The 14,249-nt window shown below is 62.7% G+C and carries 15 protein-coding genes and 1 riboswitch; of the genes, 7 read left to right on the top strand and 8 right to left on the bottom strand.

Features of this window, described 5'->3' with window-relative positions; genetic code table 11:
- Positions 1 to 45: 45 nt before the first annotated feature.
- The 7 genes from ABGT79_RS12540 to ABGT79_RS12510 form a co-directional block, all read right to left on the bottom strand.
- Positions 46 to 267 carry a DUF465 domain-containing protein gene (locus tag ABGT79_RS12540; protein WP_294485938.1) on the bottom strand — a complete coding sequence of 74 codons (222 nt, stop codon included), beginning with the start codon at positions 265 to 267 and terminating at the stop codon, positions 46 to 48.
- Between the two features lie 61 nt (positions 268 to 328).
- Positions 329 to 637 (bottom strand): YggT family protein, encoded by a 309-nt coding sequence (locus ABGT79_RS12535; RefSeq protein ID WP_294485935.1) that lies wholly within the window; start codon positions 635 to 637, stop codon positions 329 to 331.
- A gap of 88 nt (positions 638 to 725) precedes the next feature.
- Entirely contained in the window at positions 726 to 1,232 is a 507-nt protein-coding gene (locus ABGT79_RS12530; RefSeq protein ID WP_346666455.1) for a hypothetical protein, read from the bottom strand.
- 104 nt (positions 1,233 to 1,336) lie between these two features.
- A complete protein-coding gene (locus tag ABGT79_RS12525) occupies positions 1,337 to 2,113 on the bottom strand; it encodes a hypothetical protein (RefSeq protein WP_346666454.1) in 777 nt (258 codons plus the stop codon).
- Between the two features lie 167 nt (positions 2,114 to 2,280).
- Positions 2,281 to 2,763, bottom strand: a complete 483-nt coding sequence (locus tag ABGT79_RS12520) for a cytochrome c3 family protein (protein WP_294485927.1) — start codon at positions 2,761 to 2,763, stop codon at positions 2,281 to 2,283.
- Positions 2,764 to 3,089: 326 nt separating this feature from the next.
- Positions 3,090 to 4,988, bottom strand: coding sequence for a SurA N-terminal domain-containing protein (locus ABGT79_RS12515; RefSeq protein WP_294485925.1), 1,899 nt, complete (start codon positions 4,986 to 4,988; stop codon positions 3,090 to 3,092).
- Between the two features lie 64 nt (positions 4,989 to 5,052).
- Positions 5,053 to 6,993, bottom strand: a complete 1,941-nt coding sequence (locus ABGT79_RS12510) for an aconitate hydratase (RefSeq protein ID WP_346666453.1) — start codon at positions 6,991 to 6,993, stop codon at positions 5,053 to 5,055.
- 307 nt (positions 6,994 to 7,300) lie between these two features.
- Here ABGT79_RS12510 and lpxI point away from each other — a divergent pair, with 307 nt between their 5' ends.
- The 7 genes from lpxI (at position 7,301) to thiE (ending at position 13,448) form a co-directional block, all read left to right on the top strand.
- Complete coding sequence (lpxI, locus tag ABGT79_RS12505; RefSeq protein ID WP_346666452.1) at positions 7,301 to 8,116, top strand: UDP-2,3-diacylglucosamine diphosphatase LpxI domain-containing protein; 816 nt, start codon at positions 7,301 to 7,303, stop codon at positions 8,114 to 8,116.
- 28 nt (positions 8,117 to 8,144) lie between these two features.
- Complete coding sequence (locus ABGT79_RS12500; protein WP_346666451.1) at positions 8,145 to 9,524, top strand: Na+/H+ antiporter NhaC family protein; 1,380 nt, start codon at positions 8,145 to 8,147, stop codon at positions 9,522 to 9,524.
- Positions 9,525 to 9,534: 10 nt separating this feature from the next.
- A riboswitch (TPP riboswitch) is annotated at positions 9,535 to 9,638 on the top strand.
- Positions 9,639 to 9,661: 23 nt separating this feature from the next.
- Positions 9,662 to 9,895, top strand: coding sequence for a sulfur carrier protein ThiS (thiS, locus tag ABGT79_RS12495; protein ID WP_346666675.1), 234 nt, complete (start codon positions 9,662 to 9,664; stop codon positions 9,893 to 9,895).
- Between the two features lies 1 nt (position 9,896).
- On the top strand, positions 9,897 to 10,667 hold the full coding sequence (locus tag ABGT79_RS12490) for a thiazole synthase (protein WP_346666450.1): 771 nt from the start codon (positions 9,897 to 9,899) through the stop codon (positions 10,665 to 10,667).
- Positions 10,668 to 11,037: 370 nt separating this feature from the next.
- Positions 11,038 to 12,189: a 2-iminoacetate synthase ThiH gene (thiH, locus tag ABGT79_RS12485; RefSeq protein WP_294485909.1), complete on the top strand. Its 1,152-nt coding sequence runs from the start codon at positions 11,038 to 11,040 to the stop codon at positions 12,187 to 12,189.
- Positions 12,190 to 12,191: 2 nt separating this feature from the next.
- Complete coding sequence (thiF, locus tag ABGT79_RS12480) at positions 12,192 to 12,800, top strand: sulfur carrier protein ThiS adenylyltransferase ThiF (RefSeq protein WP_346666449.1); 609 nt, start codon at positions 12,192 to 12,194, stop codon at positions 12,798 to 12,800.
- 9 nt (positions 12,801 to 12,809) lie between these two features.
- Positions 12,810 to 13,448 (top strand): thiamine phosphate synthase, encoded by a 639-nt coding sequence (gene thiE / locus ABGT79_RS12475; protein ID WP_346666448.1) that lies wholly within the window; start codon positions 12,810 to 12,812, stop codon positions 13,446 to 13,448.
- Between the two features lie 409 nt (positions 13,449 to 13,857).
- Here thiE and ABGT79_RS12470 read toward each other — a convergent pair whose 3' ends face one another.
- Positions 13,858 to 14,139 (bottom strand): hypothetical protein, encoded by a 282-nt coding sequence (locus ABGT79_RS12470; RefSeq protein WP_346666447.1) that lies wholly within the window; start codon positions 14,137 to 14,139, stop codon positions 13,858 to 13,860.
- Between the last annotated feature and the right edge of the window lie 110 nt (positions 14,140 to 14,249).

Here is a 14,249-nt window from a genome sequence, read left to right as displayed (position 1 = left end):
CCAAAATGAAACGCCCCTGCCGACGACACGACAGGGAACGCGATGTTACTTCCTATATTTGTCGAGAGCAGCGTCCAGGCGGGTCTTGCCGTCCAGCTTCTGCTTCTTGAGAGTCTTCACTTCCTGCTGCTCGCTGGGAGTAAGGTAGCTCTTGCCTTCAAACTTGGCGAGCTGCTTTTCATACAGCATATGTTCTTCCCAGAGAGCCTTCAGTTCAGGATCAGTATCGCCGTACTGTTCCACAATCTTGAGATCACGTTCTTCCATGGCACAGACTCCATTGTGTTGGGGTGGCAGGAATAAGCCGGCAGACCGGCCTCCTCTTAATTCATACGCCGGCCAGACGCTGTCCGAGCTGGAGCAGGGACTGCACGACCACGCCGTTCAGCAGTTGCAGGGCGACCAGCGCCACAATAGGCGAAAGATCTATCCCGCTGATCATCACGAAGGGGAACGTCTTGCGGATGCGGTAGAATACCGGCTCCGTCAGCGCCCTCAGCGTGCGGACTATCGCATTATACGGGTCGGGCTTCACCCACGAGAGAAAAGCCGCCACGATAATGACGAAAATATAAAGATTGATGACCAGGCTCAGAAGCCCGGCAACAGTCGTCACAAGATTCGCAAAGACAAACATGGCGCCTCCATGGAAAGTCCTGTATTCAGAGTGTTGCCTGATTGGCTTCCGGATGCAAGCAAAAAAATGAATTTTCCGGTCACAAATTTCATTCGCAGACGCAGCGCAGACGCTTCACGCCTTCCTTGAACATGACGTCCATCTTGTCAGGGGGCAGCAGCTCGACCACGGCTCCCGTGCCGAACACGGGATGGTCCACCAGCGTGTTCACGGCAAAGGTGCCGTTCATGCTGTAGGGCACGGGCGTGGCCGCTCTTCCGGCCACCAGGCTGTTCCAGCGGTTTTCGTTCTCTTCGGCGCGGCGGGCAAGCTGCTGCTGTTCGCGGCTGGGGCGCGGCGCGGCGGCGCGCTTTTCCGCGCGCACGGTGGCGTCCACGGCTTCCGCCCGGTTGTGTCCGGCCTTCACGCGCACGGTCTTTTCCACCTTCGGACGAGCCTGGGCTTCCGGCGCGACATACTTATGCACACTGCCGCAGGCGCGGCATTCCACCTTGACCGGCATGCCGTCGAGACATGCCATGACGACGTGGCCAGTAATATCCTTGCAGCGCGAGCAGCGCGCCTCAATAATCTGGCCTGTGACAAAGGAACTCATGAAACGAAAAACTCCAAATGGATTTTCAGTGCGGGCAGACCCGCACCCGACATAGTATTCTGAGGGTCCGAAGACCCGCGACCGCAGGGCGGCCGAAATATTTTCTACCGGGCCGAGCCCGAAGATTCCGCACGCATGGCGGCTATTTCCTCTCGTATGACGCGGGCTGCGGCCACAGCGGCCTGATGCTCGCTCTGCGCCTCCCAGTCCTGCACACGCTTCTCAAGCGCCTCAAGGCGCGCCTCAACGCCGCTTTCTTCCGCTCCGCCCTCTTCCTGTTCCGCCTGGGAAGGCAGACGGGCGTCCAGCATGCGGCTGACCATTTCTTCCATATTGAGCCGAACCGACGCATCTTCCAGGAACATGGAGCCCACATGAGCGATCTGCTGGCTCAGGGATTCCAGATTTTCGCCAAGCTCCGCATTAGCTTTTTCCAGGGCCGCAACTCTTTCTTCCAGACGCTGAATCTCGGCACGATGGTCTTCTTCCGCGGCCGAAGAGCTCTCGACGCGGCCGCCCTGCGCTTCGGCTTCGGCCTGCGCTTCGGCATTGTCAGCGTCGGAAATGGCCGGTTGCGCCTCATCTTCCGATTCCGGCAGATCCGCCTTCACCGCCGGCTGCGCGGTCTGTTCCGTGTTCTCCGGCGCTTCTTTCTTTTCCGAAACGACGTCGTCCTCATCGAGAAGCACGACATCGTCGCCTGCCGGATCCTCCCCGGTGTCGGCCGAACCGGCCTCAGCGTCTCCGCGCCTGTCGGAGTCGGCGGCGAACACGCCTTCGCTTTCCTGCTCCGCGTTGTTCTCCAGGGCGGAATCTCCCACGATATCCAAAAGTTCAATGACCTCTTCAGACTGTTCAGGAGAAAACTTTTCTTCTTCCATGTTCCCCTCTTGGCGGTAACTGAAAAATGCGGGTCACAGATATACAACTAAAGGCAGGGCTTCCGCAAGGCCAAAAAAAGCCCCCTTCCGGGGGCAATACAAGGCCAGACAAGACTGACCACGGCTTGCCCCGCCCCTGCAAGGCGGGGCAAAACCGGGAAAGAAAACTACTTCTGCTTGGGATGGCAGGCGGAGCCGGCGCAGGCGGTAAGCGCTTCCTTCTTTTCAGGACGAGTCTTCACAACCTGCGTGTGGCAGCCGAGGCAGGAGTCGGCCACATGGCCCTTGCCGTAAATTTCGCGGTCATGCACGATCTTGAAGTAGCTGCGTTCCGCCTGCTTGTCTTCAGGATTGTGGCAACCGGCAGTGCCGCACTTGAACTTGGGAGTCGTGCCGGCAACCTTGTGATGGCAGACGGCGCACTGCTGTTCCGTATCGACAGCCAGCGGGGGGAAGTGGGCGGGCATGCTGGTATGGCAGGCAGTGCAGTCCTGGGTAGTATGGATATTGTGATCGAAATAAACGGGCTTCTCGGTCAGATCCATCTTAATGGGCCCGGCAGGGATATGTGCGAACTGCGCGGCGCCGGCCGGCAGAGCCAAAGCGGCGACTATCAGAGCGGCGGAGCCGAACGTCAGCAGCTTTTTCATAGGGTGACCTCCTCCTGGTCTTTACACGAAACCAAAGCTCACGCTGCAGAGGCATAAGCAGAATTACGTTACTGCCAAAACAGAAATAATGTCAAGAGAAGCCGCTCAAACAACGGCTCTCTTTCCGGCGACAACCAATGATTATCTTTCGGTTCCGCCCGGCGGCGTCCGGTCTGCGGGTGAAGGGATGTTTCCCCAGGATCAACCCGGATTCCGGACTCTGCAAGCCTGAAAAGACACGCAGCGCGACCTTGCCCTGCAAGCATACGCTTTTGCGCGCCAAAAAGCAAAAGGGCCGGAACGAGAATTTCGTTCCGGCCCGAAGCTTACTTGTTCGTCTTGGCCAGGAGCGGCGAATTGTACATCTTCACCTTGGCCTGCGAGCCGAGCTGGGTCAGATAGACCTGATACACCAGATTCGCCCGGTCGTTCGTCATGCGGGCCTGCATGTCCTGCGCGGCGGCCTTCCATTCGTCTTCCGAAGGAGCCTCGATGGCGGACACGCGCGCCAGCACGGCGCCGTCCTGCACGCGATAGGGATCGTTGAGCCACGCGTCGGAAACCTGCGGCACGGCGAACGCTGCCTGAGCGAGCGCCGGATCGGCAATGAGATCGGCGATGTTGCCGTCGCGGCCGAAGGGTTCGGAAGTCTTGATTTCCGCGCCTTCGGCGGGCTTGCCGTTCTGGAAGGCGGCACGAGCCTTGCGTGCGTCGTCCATGGCCATTTCCGCGGCCTTCTGACGGGTGAGGAATTCCACGATGAGGGGACGCACTTCTTCCAGAGGCTTCACGCTCTGCGGCTTGCTTTCCAGCACCTTCACCACCAGAAGCGCATTGCCGGACGGCACGGCGGAATCCAGCACCGTGCCCGACGCGGCGGCAAGAATGGTCTGCACGTCGGAATCGCGGATGTCGAGCTTCTGGCCCAGTTCCTCGGCGGAAATGAGTCCGGTGCTTTCGGCCTTCACGGCCGCCACGGACGCGGCCCTAGCGGCCTCATCCATGCTCTTGCCGGCCAGCGCCTGCGCCAGAACGACGTCGGCCTTCTCTTCCAGACCGCGACCGGCGGCTTCGGTGGCAAGCTGGGTGCGCAGGCTGTCCTTCACTTCGTCGAAGCTGTGGGTCACGGCGGGCTTGTGCTCTTCCTTCTTAATAAGATGGAAGCCGAACTGCGTGCGCACGGGGGCGGACACTTCGCCGTCCTTCAGGGCAAACGCGGCCTTGGAGAACTCGGGCACCATCTGACCGGCGGTGAACCAGCCGAGATCGCCGCCCTGCTCGGCCGTGCCGTCCTGACCGCTCCTGGCCACTTCGGCGAAGTCCTCGCCGCCGCGGATGCGGGCCTCAAGCGCCTTGATCTGCTCTTCGGCCTTCTTCACGTCGGCCTCGGGAGCGTTCGCGGGCACGCGCACGAGAATGTGACGGGCATGAATCTTTTCTTCTTCCGTGAACTGGTTCTTGCGGGCGTCGTAGGCGGCGCGAAGATCAGCGTCCGAAATGGAGGCGGGATCGCCCATGACGGCGGGATCGAGACGGATGAACTCCACGTTCACGCTCGGCGGCACCGTAAAGTTCGCGCTCTGCGCCTCGTAGGTCTTGGCGACTTCTTCGTCGGAAGGCGCGGCCTTGTCCATGTGCGCCGAGGCCGGGAACAAAATGTAGTCCACACGGCGGCGTTCGGCGGCGTAGTCGAAGATGGCCTTCACCGCGGAAGGATCCACGTAGGCGCCAGCCGTCACCAGACGCTGAAGCTTGGCCGGGAGCATGGACTTCGCCTGATCCGTTTCAAACTGGCGGGGCGTGATGTGGTTCTTGCTCAGCACTTCGCGGTAGGTGTCGGCGTCGAACTTGCCGTCCTTCTGGAAGAAGGGAAGCTGTTCGAGCGCGGCGCGCAGCTCGTAGGGACTGATGGTCAGACCGGCGCGTTCGGCCTCGTCCTCAATGAGCTTTTCCTGCATGAGGGACTGCAGCACGCGCTGTTCGAGCTGGAAGCTTTCCAGCATTTCCGACGTGACGTTCGGAATGGAACGGCGCACGTTGTCTTCCATCATGGCGTAGGCGCGCTGAAACTCCACCTCGGTGATGTTCCGGCCGTTGACGGAAGCCACCAGTCCCTTGGGACCGGAGTAGGATCCGATGCCCCAGAACACAAAGACCACAATGATGATGCCGAAAGCCAGCTTTACGCCCCACGACTGGGCATTGGCTCTGATGCCGTCCAGCATGACGACTCCTTGCTTATTGTTGTATTGATGTTACGCAGCCGCGGACGGCCCGATATGATTCCCGTTATCCGGCGCGGCGGGCGCGCACGGCGTTGAGCAGGCCGCCAACCTTGAGCACGGCCCATTCCTTGTCGGAAAGGTCGTTGCGGACGCGCACGTCGCCCACGCCTTCCACCTTGAGCACGGCTTCTCCGCCGGCGGTCATGGAAGAAGTGTCGAGCGTGACGCCGTTGCCGAGCGCCATGCGGTCGTAGTCGGCACCATCCACGAAAATGAGCGGAAGGATGCCGAAGTTGATGAGATTGGCGCGATGAATGCGGGCAAAGGACTTGGCCAGCACGGCGCGCACGCCGAGATGACGCGGAGCCAGCGCCGCATGTTCGCGGCTGGAGCCCTGTCCGTAGTTTTCCCCGGCCACGATGACGCCGGCCCTGCCCGCGGCCTTCACGCCGTCCTGACGGGCCACGAAGCCTTCGTCGGTGCGGCTGAACACGTAGCGGGAAATGGCCGGAACGTTGGAGCGCAGCGCGGTGATTTCCGCGCCCGCGGGCATGATGTGGTCGGTGGTGATGCCGTCTCCCACCTTGAGGGTGACTTCGCCGGAAAGTTCCGCGGGGAGCGCGTCAAAGGTTTCGAGCGCCACAATGTTGGGTCCGCGCAGAATTTCCACCTTCGCGCGTTCTTCTTCCGTGACGGCGGGGAACAGGAAATGATGACGGCCGTCCGGCACGCGGGCCGGGAAATCGGGATGCTCGGGAGCTTCGCCCCAGGTGGCGGGATCGGTGAAGCAGCCGTGGATGGCGCACTGCGCCGCCGTGACCGGGCTCACCAGATACACCTGCGCGTCGCGGGTGCCGCTGCGGCCTTCAAAGTTGCGGTTGAAGGTGCGCACCGAAACACCGCCGGACACGGGCGAGCTGCCCATGCCGATGCACGGACCGCAGGCGCATTCCAGCAGTCTCACTCCGCTTTCCAGAAGCGAGGCGAGCGAGCCTTCTTCCGTGAGCATGGCCAGCACCTGACGCGAGCCGGGAGCCATGCAGGTGTCCGTTTCGGGACAGACGCGGCGTCCGCGCAGGGTTTCGGCCACCAGATGCAGATCGGCGTAGGAAGAGTTCGTGCAGGAGCCCATGGCCACCTGATCCACGTGCAGTCCGGCCAGTTCCGCCACGGGAACCACGTTGTCGGGCATGTGCGGACGCGCCGCCAGAGGCACGATGGAGGAAAGATCCACTTCCATTTCCTCGTCGTACTGCGAGCCCTCGTCGGCATAGAGAGGTTCCCAGTCCTGCTCGCGGCCCATCTGACGGAGAAATTCACGGGTGCGCTCGTCGGAGGGGAACAGGGATCCCGTGGCGCCGAGTTCCGCGCCCATGTTGGTGATGGTGGCGCGTTCCGGCACGGAAAGCGTGCTCACGCCGGGGCCGCAGTATTCAAAAATGCGACCCACGCCGCCCTTCACGCTCAGGCGGGAGAGCATGTGCAAAATGACGTCCTTGGCCTGCGCCCAGCCGGTGAGACGGCCGGTAAGCCACACCTTCACCACCTTGGGCATGGGAATGCTGTAGGGTTCTCCGGCCATGGCGAGCGCCACGGAAAGACCGCCCGCGCCCATGGCGAGGCAGCCCATGCCGCCGGCGTTGGGAGTGTGGCTGTCGGAGCCGAGAAGGACGCGCCCGGGACGGGCAAAGTTTTCCAGATGCAGCTGATGGCAGATGCCGGAGCCGGGAGCGGAATACACCGCGCCGAAATGCTGCGCCGACGTGCGCAGGAAGCGGTGGTCGTCAGGATTGCGGAACCCCATCTGCAGGGTATTGTGATCCACGTAGCTCACCGAAAGTTCGGTGCGGACGGAAGGCAGACCGAGGGCTTCAAACTGAAGCCAGGCCATGGTGCCGGTGGCGTCCTGGGTGAGCGTCTGATCCACGCGAAGGCCGATCTCCTTTCCGGGAACCATGTCCCCTTCCACGAGATGGGCGCTGATGATCTTGTGAGCAATATTCATGGCAAAACCTTTCATGGCCGACGTTCCGGCCGTCATGCGCGCCTTTCGTGCAAAAGGCCGCAGCAAATCCGCGGCTCCGCCCCGGCCTGCGGCGCGGAGCTGTTCCCGGACATTTCTGGAAGAGCCCCATTTATACAAGGATAATGACCGGAGGGCAAGCGCCGATATGGCCGCCCGGCGACGCGCAGCGAGCTTTTTCTGCGCTCTGCACCGCGGAAAAATGCCCGGAAGGAGCCGCGCCGCGGTTGCGAAGCTCGAAAGATGCGCTTATACTGCTCCCGATTTTTTTTCTTTATTCGGAGTTGTCATGACAGAGAATATCGGCATCATTGCGGGCGGCGGTCAGTTTCCCCGCCTTGTGGCACAAGAGGCCCGCGCCGCAGGGCTCGGAGTGGTCGTCTGTGGATTTCAGGGGCACACCGATCCCGCCACCGCCGAGTGCGCCGACGTGTTTGAACTGCTCCATCTGGGCCAGCTCAGCCGCATGATCGGCTTTTTCAAGGAACACCGCGTCTCGCGCGTGTGCATGGCAGGCTCCATCAGCAAGCCCAAGGCGCTCGAGTTCCGCCCCGACTGGCGCGCCGCAAAGCTCCTCTTTTCCCTGAAGAAAAAAGGCGACGACGCTCTTCTGCGCGCCATCATGGCCGACATAGAAAAGGACGGCATTCACGTGGTGGCCGCCGTGGATCTCGCGCCGGGACTGCGAGCCCCGGGCGGGACACTCACCCGCCGCGCCCCCACCGACGACGAATGGAAGGACATCCGCTACGGCTGGCCCATCGCCCGCGCCATGGGCTCCTTCGACATCGGTCAGTGCCTTGTCGTGCGCGAAGGCATGGTCATGGCCGTGGAGTGCCTCGAAGGCACGGACGCCGCCCTCATGCGCGGCGCAGAACTCGGCGGCGCAGGCTGCATCGCCATCAAAATGGTCAAGCCCGGACAGGACGAACGCGTTGATCTGCCTTCCGTGGGCCTGTCCACCATCCGCAATCTGGTGGAGCATCATTACGCCGTGCTGGCCATTCAGGCCGGGAAAACGCTGTTCTTCGACCGCGAAGAAGCGCTCCGTCTTGCCGACGAACACGGTCTTGCCGTGGTGGCCCTGCCCGACGACTTCGCCTGATCCCTCCCCGCACCTTCAGGATATCGCCATGTCTTCCTCTTCGTCCGCAGGCCGCGTCTCCCGCGGCCAGCTCGTCACGCTCGGCCTCTTCGTGGGCGGCCTCGTCCTCTGCATCGCCGCCGGCCGCTCTCTTCTCTGGGCCCTCGGCTTCGGCGTGTTCTGCTTCGGCGGCTACGCCCGCAGCACGGGCATTCCCCTGCCCGAAGTGCTGCGTCTGCTTTTGCGCGGCGTGCGGCGCATTTCCAACATCCTCGTCATATTCACGCTCATCGGCATGCTCACGGGCATCTGGCGCATAAGCGGCACCATTCCCATGCTCATCGACTGGGCCCTGGCGCTCATCAATCCCACCTTCTTCGTGCTCTGGAGCTTTCTGTTCTGCGCCGCCCTGAGCACGCTCATCGGCACGGCCTTCGGCACCGTGAGCACTCTCGGCGTGGTCTGCATGCTCATGGCCCATACCGCCGGCTTCAACGAAGTGCTCGTGGGCGGAGCCATTCTGAGCGGCGTGTACGTGGGCGACCGCTGCTCCCCCATGTCCTCCAGCGCCGCGCTCGTCTGCGCGCTCACCCACACCGACATCTACGGAAACTTCAAGCGAATGCTGCGCAACGGCGCCGCTCCCTTCCTGCTCACCTGCGCAGGCTACGCCCTGCTCTCCCTTTTCGGCCCCGAACATGTCATGCCCGAAGGCGCAACCGACGCCCTGCGCGAAAACTTCGTGTTCAACTTCTGGGTGCTGCTTCCGGCCCTGGCCGTTCTCGTGCTCGGCGTGCTGCGCGTCAACGTCAAAATCGCCATGGCCGTCAGCATCGCGCTTGCCTTCGGCGCGTCCCTCGTCTTTCAGAAAACGCCCGTTCTCACCCTGCTCTCCGCCATGACGCTCGGCTACCTTCCCCCGCTGCCGGAACTTGCCATGCTCAAGGGCGGCGGCATGCTCTCCATGCTCAACGTGGCCGCCATCGTGGCCATTTCCTCTTCGTATTCCGCCCTGTTCGAGAAATCCGGCCTGCTGGACAGCTTCGAGCACATGGTCGAAACGCTCGCCGAACGCATCGGCGCCTTCCGCGCCACGGCCCTGGTGGGGCTCCTCACCACCGGCCTTTCCTGCAATCAGACCCTTTCCATCATCCTCACCCGTCAGCTCTGCGCCCAGGCACAGCACAACCGCCGCGAAATGGCCATGTATCTGGAAAACAGCGTGGTGCTGCTCTCCGCCGTGCTGCCGTGGAGCATCGCCTTTTCCATGTGCAGCCTCACCCTGCAGCAGGGAGCCGTCATCATTCCCTTTGCCCTCTATCTCTGGATGGTTCCCCTCTACTGGTCCCTGCGCTCCCGCAACGTGCATCAGTCCTGCCCCAGACCCATCTTCCAGTTTTTTCTTGCAAAAAAACATCACCGGGATTAAAAACAGTTCGTTCACCAGCTAGGGGAGCCTCACGGCTGAGAAAGAGGATAATGCCTCTGACCCTTGGAACCTGATGCAGCCAGCACTGCCGAAGGGAAGCTCGGTTTCGTTGCAGAAACCTCACGTCCGCCCCTTTGGTGGACGTTTTTTTTTATCCCAGCGAGGTTTCCATGCGCATCACCGTCAACGGCGAAACAGAAGAAATCACCGAAGGCCTTACCCTGCTCGACTTCATCATCGGACGCGGGCTCGACCCCGGCGTCGTGGTCGCCGAGCTCAATCGAGACATCGTTGCCAAAGACAACTTCGCTGCCGTACGTCTCAACCCGGGCGACAGCCTGGAGCTCCTGCACTTTGTGGGAGGAGGTTAACATGCAGCAGTCCGACAAGCTCGTCATCGGCGGCGTGGAACTCGACAGCCGCCTCTTCATCGGAACCGGAAAATACAGCGACGACGCCCTCATTCCCGCCGTCTGCGAGGCCAGCGCCGCACAGGTCATCACCGTGGCCATGCGCCGCGTGGACAAGGGCGGAGCCGGAGTCATGGGACACATTCCCTCCTCCATGCGTCTGCTCCCCAACACCTCCGGCGCGCGCAACGCCGAAGAAGCCGTGCGCCTCGCGCGCCTGGCCCGCGCCGCCGGCTGCGGCAACTGGATCAAGATCGAAGTCATTTCCGACACCCGGCATCTGCTGCCCGACGGCTACGAAACCGCCAGGGCCACGGAAATACTGGTCAAGGAAGGCTTCACCGTGCTGCCCTACATCAATCCCGATCTCTACGTGGCCCGCGCCTGCGCGGACGCCGGAGCCGCGGCCGTCATGCCTCTGGGCTCGCCCATCGGCACCAACCGCGGCCTGCGCACCAGGGAAATGATCGGCATTCTCATTGAGGAAATCGATCTGCCCATCGTGGTGGACGCCGGCATAGGCCGTCCTTCGCAGGCCTGCGAAGCCATGGAAATGGGCGCGGCCGCCTGCCTGGTCAATACCGGCATCGCCTCTTCCGACGATCCCGTGGCCATGGCATCCGCCTTCCGCCGCGCCGTGGAAGCCGGCCGGACCGCGTTCCTCGCCGGAGCCGGGGCCGTGCATTCCGGCGGAGCCGTGGCCTCCTCCCCGCTGACGGGCTTCCTGCGTTAGCAAAAGAGCGGCGGTTCCCCATGCGGGAATCCCGCCGCAGGGCAAAAGACTCCTCCGTTCAGGCCGGAGCCGGTCTCAGCCCGTGACGCGTCCATGCTCCGCGCCGGACGCCGTAGTCCTTCTCCTGCGGCCTTCTCCGGCCGGAGCATGCTCTGCGCCCTTTGCAGACGTCGGCGTCCTTCCGGGCATTTCCGAAACATCCGAAAGTCCGCCGAAAAATACTCTTGCCGCCCGCGCCGGGACGCCGCGCGTCTCTTGCCGGGCGCTTTTCCGATTCCCTCTCTGCCGCGCGCAACGCGACGTCGGCAGCGCGACGCCGGTTCGACATCCGCCGAACCTGCCTCCGACATTGAAATAAAGGCTCAAATTTATGGATACTCCTGTTCTGGCTGATACCTTTGCGCCGGGAGAGGCGCATTTCGACGAATGTCTGGCCGAATGGCCCCGCGAACGCCGCGCGGAACTGGCCGCCAAAGCCACGGAACACGACGTGCTCGCCGCCCTGGACAAGGACGTGCTGCGCCCCGAAGACTTCATGGCGCTGCTCTCCCCGGCTGCGGCTCCCTTTCTGGAACAGATGGCGCAGCGCTCCCGGGAAATCACGCTCCGGTTTTTCGGACGCGCGGTCAACATCTTCTCGCCGCTCTACGTTTCCGACATCTGCACGAATCACTGCCGCTACTGCGGCTTCAACGCCGACAACCATCAGAAGCGCCGCCATCTCACGGTCGATGAAGCCGCGGCCGAAGCCTTTGCCCTGGCCGACGCGGGCATAAGTCACATTCTTCTGCTCACGGGCGACGCGCGTCACATCGCCTCGCCCCGCTACATCGCGGACGTGGCCGAACGCATCAAGCCCCGCTTCGCCTCCGTGGGCGTGGAAGTCTATTCCCTCACGCTGGACGAATACCGCATGCTCATCAAAAGCGGCGTGGACAGCATGACCATGTTCCAGGAAACCTACAACCGTGAACTGTACGAATGGCTGCATCCGGCAGGACCCAAGCACGACTTTCTGTGGCGTCTCAACACACCCGCCCGCGCGGCCAAGGCGGGCATGCACAGCGTGGGCATAGGCGCGCTCATGGGTCTCGACGACTTCATTCAGGACGCCTTCTGCACCGGTCTGCACGCCTGGTGGCTGCAGAAGCACTTCCCCGGCGTGGACATCGGCCTCTCCGTGCCGCGCATGTGCCCGCACGAGGGCAGCTTTGAAGTCAAGCACGGCGTGGACGACCGCCAGTTCGTGCAGTACATCACCGCGCTGCGCTGCTTCCTGCCGCGCTGCGGCATCACGGTGTCGAGCCGCGAAAGCGCGAACATGCGCAATCACATCGTGCCCATCGGCGTCACCCGCGTGTCGGCGGGCGTGTCCACGGCCGTGGGCGGCCGCGTGGTGGAAGCCGAAAACTCCGGACAGTTCGACATTTCCGATCACCGCTCCGTGCAGGAAATGACCCATGACCTTGCCGCGCTGGGCTATCAGGCCGTGGCCAAGGACTGGGAAGCCTGCGACTTCTAGTCATGCTTGCCGGCGTTCTTTCCTGCTTTACCGAAGAACAGCGGCAGAGGATGAAGGCCGCCTGCGTAGGCATTGCCGGCGCGGGCGGCCTCGGCTCCAACGCGGCCATGATGCTTGCCCGCTCAGGCGCAGGACGCCTGATCGTCATCGACGGCGACAAGGTGGAGCCATCCAATCTCAACCGTCAGCACTACTTTCCCGCCCACGTGGGACGGCCCAAGGTGGAAGCCCTTGCCGAACAGCTTCTGGCGCTGAACCCGGACCTCTGTGTGGACGCCCGCATGATGTGGCTGAGTCGCGACAACATTCCCTCGCTGCTGCCCGAAGCCGACATCTGGATAGAGGCGCTGGACAACGCTTCCACCAAGGCCCTCTTTGCCTCGGCGGCAGCGGCAGCGGGCAAGATCGTCGTGTGCGGCTCCGGCATGGGGGGGGTGGGCGGTTTTGCCATGCGCCGCCGCCGCATGGGCAATCTCGTTGTGGTGGGCGACATGAAAAGCGACATCGCCGAGTGTCCGCCCCTGGCTCCGCGCGTCATGCAGTGCGCCGCCATGCAGGCCGACGCGGCCCTCGAATGGCTGCTCACGGGAACAATTAAAGATTTACTTTAAGGATTCGTCATGCCCCGCATTCTTCCCGGCAAAACCGACATTTACGCCCTTACCGATTCCCGCCTCGCCCTAGGGCGCAGCGTGGAGGAACAGGCCCGCGCCCTGCTTTCCGCAGGCGTGAAGATTCTGCAGTACCGCGAAAAGCACGCTCACGCCGGCGTCATGCTGCAAGAGTGCCGTCTGCTCCGCCGCCTCACGCAGGAGGCCGGAGCCTGCTTCATCGTCAACGATCACGTGGACATCGCCATGCTCGTGGACGCCGACGGCGTTCATGTCGGTCAGGACGATCTTCCCGTGCCGGAAGTCCGTCGTCTGCTCGGCCCGGACAAAATCATCGGGCTCTCCACCCACAGCCCCGAACAGGCCCGGGCGGCGGTGGCGGCCGGAGCCGATTACATCGGCGTGGGGCCCATCTTCGCCACGCAGACCAAGGAAGACGTGTGCTCTCCCGTGGGATTTTCCTATCTGGAATGGGTGGTCGCCAACATCCGCCTGCCCTTCGTGGCCATCGGCGGCATCAAGGAACACAATATCGCAGAAGTGACGCGGCGGGGAGCAACCTGCTGCGCGCTTGTTTCCGAACTTGTGGGCGCGCCGGACATTGCGGAAAAAGTGCGCTCCGTGCGGGCCGCCATGCATCGGCGCTGAGAGGGCAGCAAAAAGCCCGCCTCCGCCGAGTCCGGCATTGTTGCGGCGCGCGTCGTTTCTGCCGAAGAGCGCGTCATCCTGACGCCCGCAATCGTTCCCCCGTCTGCATTCTGCGGCAGGCAGGCAATACCGTGCGCCGCGACTGATGGATCCGGCCTTCCCTTGTCGCACGTCTCATCTGCGGATAGTCGGCGGAACCGTCCCGTGCGCCCCGGTCTTTTCTCTGCGTGCGTCGCCGCAATCTGCTTTCCTGGTTGCCGTCACAATCGTCGCGACTTTCCCCGCGCCGCGTCTTCGCGATGCCTCGGGGACAATCGATCGACGGCGGGAAAGACTTTTCCCCGCGCATCGCCGTCAGGGGAAACGGCGCACAGTCTCAACGCGCCCCGCACAGCGACGCGAAAGACAACTATCTCTCGTCGATTCCCACCGTCATCACAGGCATGATGCGCGGCTCCTTCCACTCGGGATACTTCGCCAGCAGGATGGGAAAGAGCGCCGCTTCCTCCGTCACGCCCTCAGGAGCGTCGCCGGGCGCAAGAAAATAGGAAATGCGCTCCCTTGCGCCCTCCAGAATGCTGCGGCTCGTCACAAACACATAGCCGCAGTTCAGGGCAAAGGCCTCAGCCTCGGCATAGGTGTCAAAGCCGTGGACGTTGCCCGCGGCGTCGTGAAATTCAAATCTGGTCATACAAGCTCCGATGCTTTCGGCGCGCATCATGCGTTCCGTCGGCGCAGCATACGGCGCTTTTCTCCGAAAATAAACAGTGCAGTCATCTCTCCCGCCGCGCTTTCCGCACC

Source organism: uncultured Mailhella sp. (assembly GCF_963931295.1).
In the GTDB taxonomy this organism is placed as follows: domain Bacteria; phylum Desulfobacterota; class Desulfovibrionia; order Desulfovibrionales; family Desulfovibrionaceae; genus Mailhella.
The sequence above is the reverse complement of the archived record's forward strand: the minus strand, read 5'-3'. Positions and strand labels throughout refer to the sequence as shown.

Bases quoted from the DNA above. Each gene is read 5' to 3' on its own strand.
- ABGT79_RS12520 (WP_294485927.1), bottom strand. From the start codon at position 2,763: ATGAAAAAGCTGCTGACGTTCGGCTCCGCCGCTCTGATAGTCGCCGCT.
- lpxI (WP_346666452.1), top strand. From the start codon at position 7,301: ATGACAGAGAATATCGGCATCATTGCGGGCGGCGGTCAGTTTCCCCGC.
- ABGT79_RS12535 (WP_294485935.1), bottom strand. From the start codon at position 637: ATGTTTGTCTTTGCGAATCTTGTGACGACTGTTGCCGGGCTTCTGAGC.
- ABGT79_RS12515 (WP_294485925.1), bottom strand. From the start codon at position 4,988: ATGCTGGACGGCATCAGAGCCAATGCCCAGTCGTGGGGCGTAAAGCTG.
- thiF (WP_346666449.1), top strand. From the start codon at position 12,192: ATGCTTGCCGGCGTTCTTTCCTGCTTTACCGAAGAACAGCGGCAGAGG.
- ABGT79_RS12470 (WP_346666447.1), bottom strand. From the start codon at position 14,139: ATGACCAGATTTGAATTTCACGACGCCGCGGGCAACGTCCACGGCTTT.
- ABGT79_RS12490 (WP_346666450.1), top strand. From the start codon at position 9,897: ATGCAGCAGTCCGACAAGCTCGTCATCGGCGGCGTGGAACTCGACAGC.
- ABGT79_RS12510 (WP_346666453.1), bottom strand. From the start codon at position 6,993: ATGAATATTGCTCACAAGATCATCAGCGCCCATCTCGTGGAAGGGGAC.
- ABGT79_RS12540 (WP_294485938.1), bottom strand. From the start codon at position 267: ATGGAAGAACGTGATCTCAAGATTGTGGAACAGTACGGCGATACTGAT.
- thiH (WP_294485909.1), top strand. From the start codon at position 11,038: ATGGATACTCCTGTTCTGGCTGATACCTTTGCGCCGGGAGAGGCGCAT.
- ABGT79_RS12530 (WP_346666455.1), bottom strand. From the start codon at position 1,232: ATGAGTTCCTTTGTCACAGGCCAGATTATTGAGGCGCGCTGCTCGCGC.
- ABGT79_RS12500 (WP_346666451.1), top strand. From the start codon at position 8,145: ATGTCTTCCTCTTCGTCCGCAGGCCGCGTCTCCCGCGGCCAGCTCGTC.
- ABGT79_RS12525 (WP_346666454.1), bottom strand. From the start codon at position 2,113: ATGGAAGAAGAAAAGTTTTCTCCTGAACAGTCTGAAGAGGTCATTGAA.
- thiE (WP_346666448.1), top strand. From the start codon at position 12,810: ATGCCCCGCATTCTTCCCGGCAAAACCGACATTTACGCCCTTACCGAT.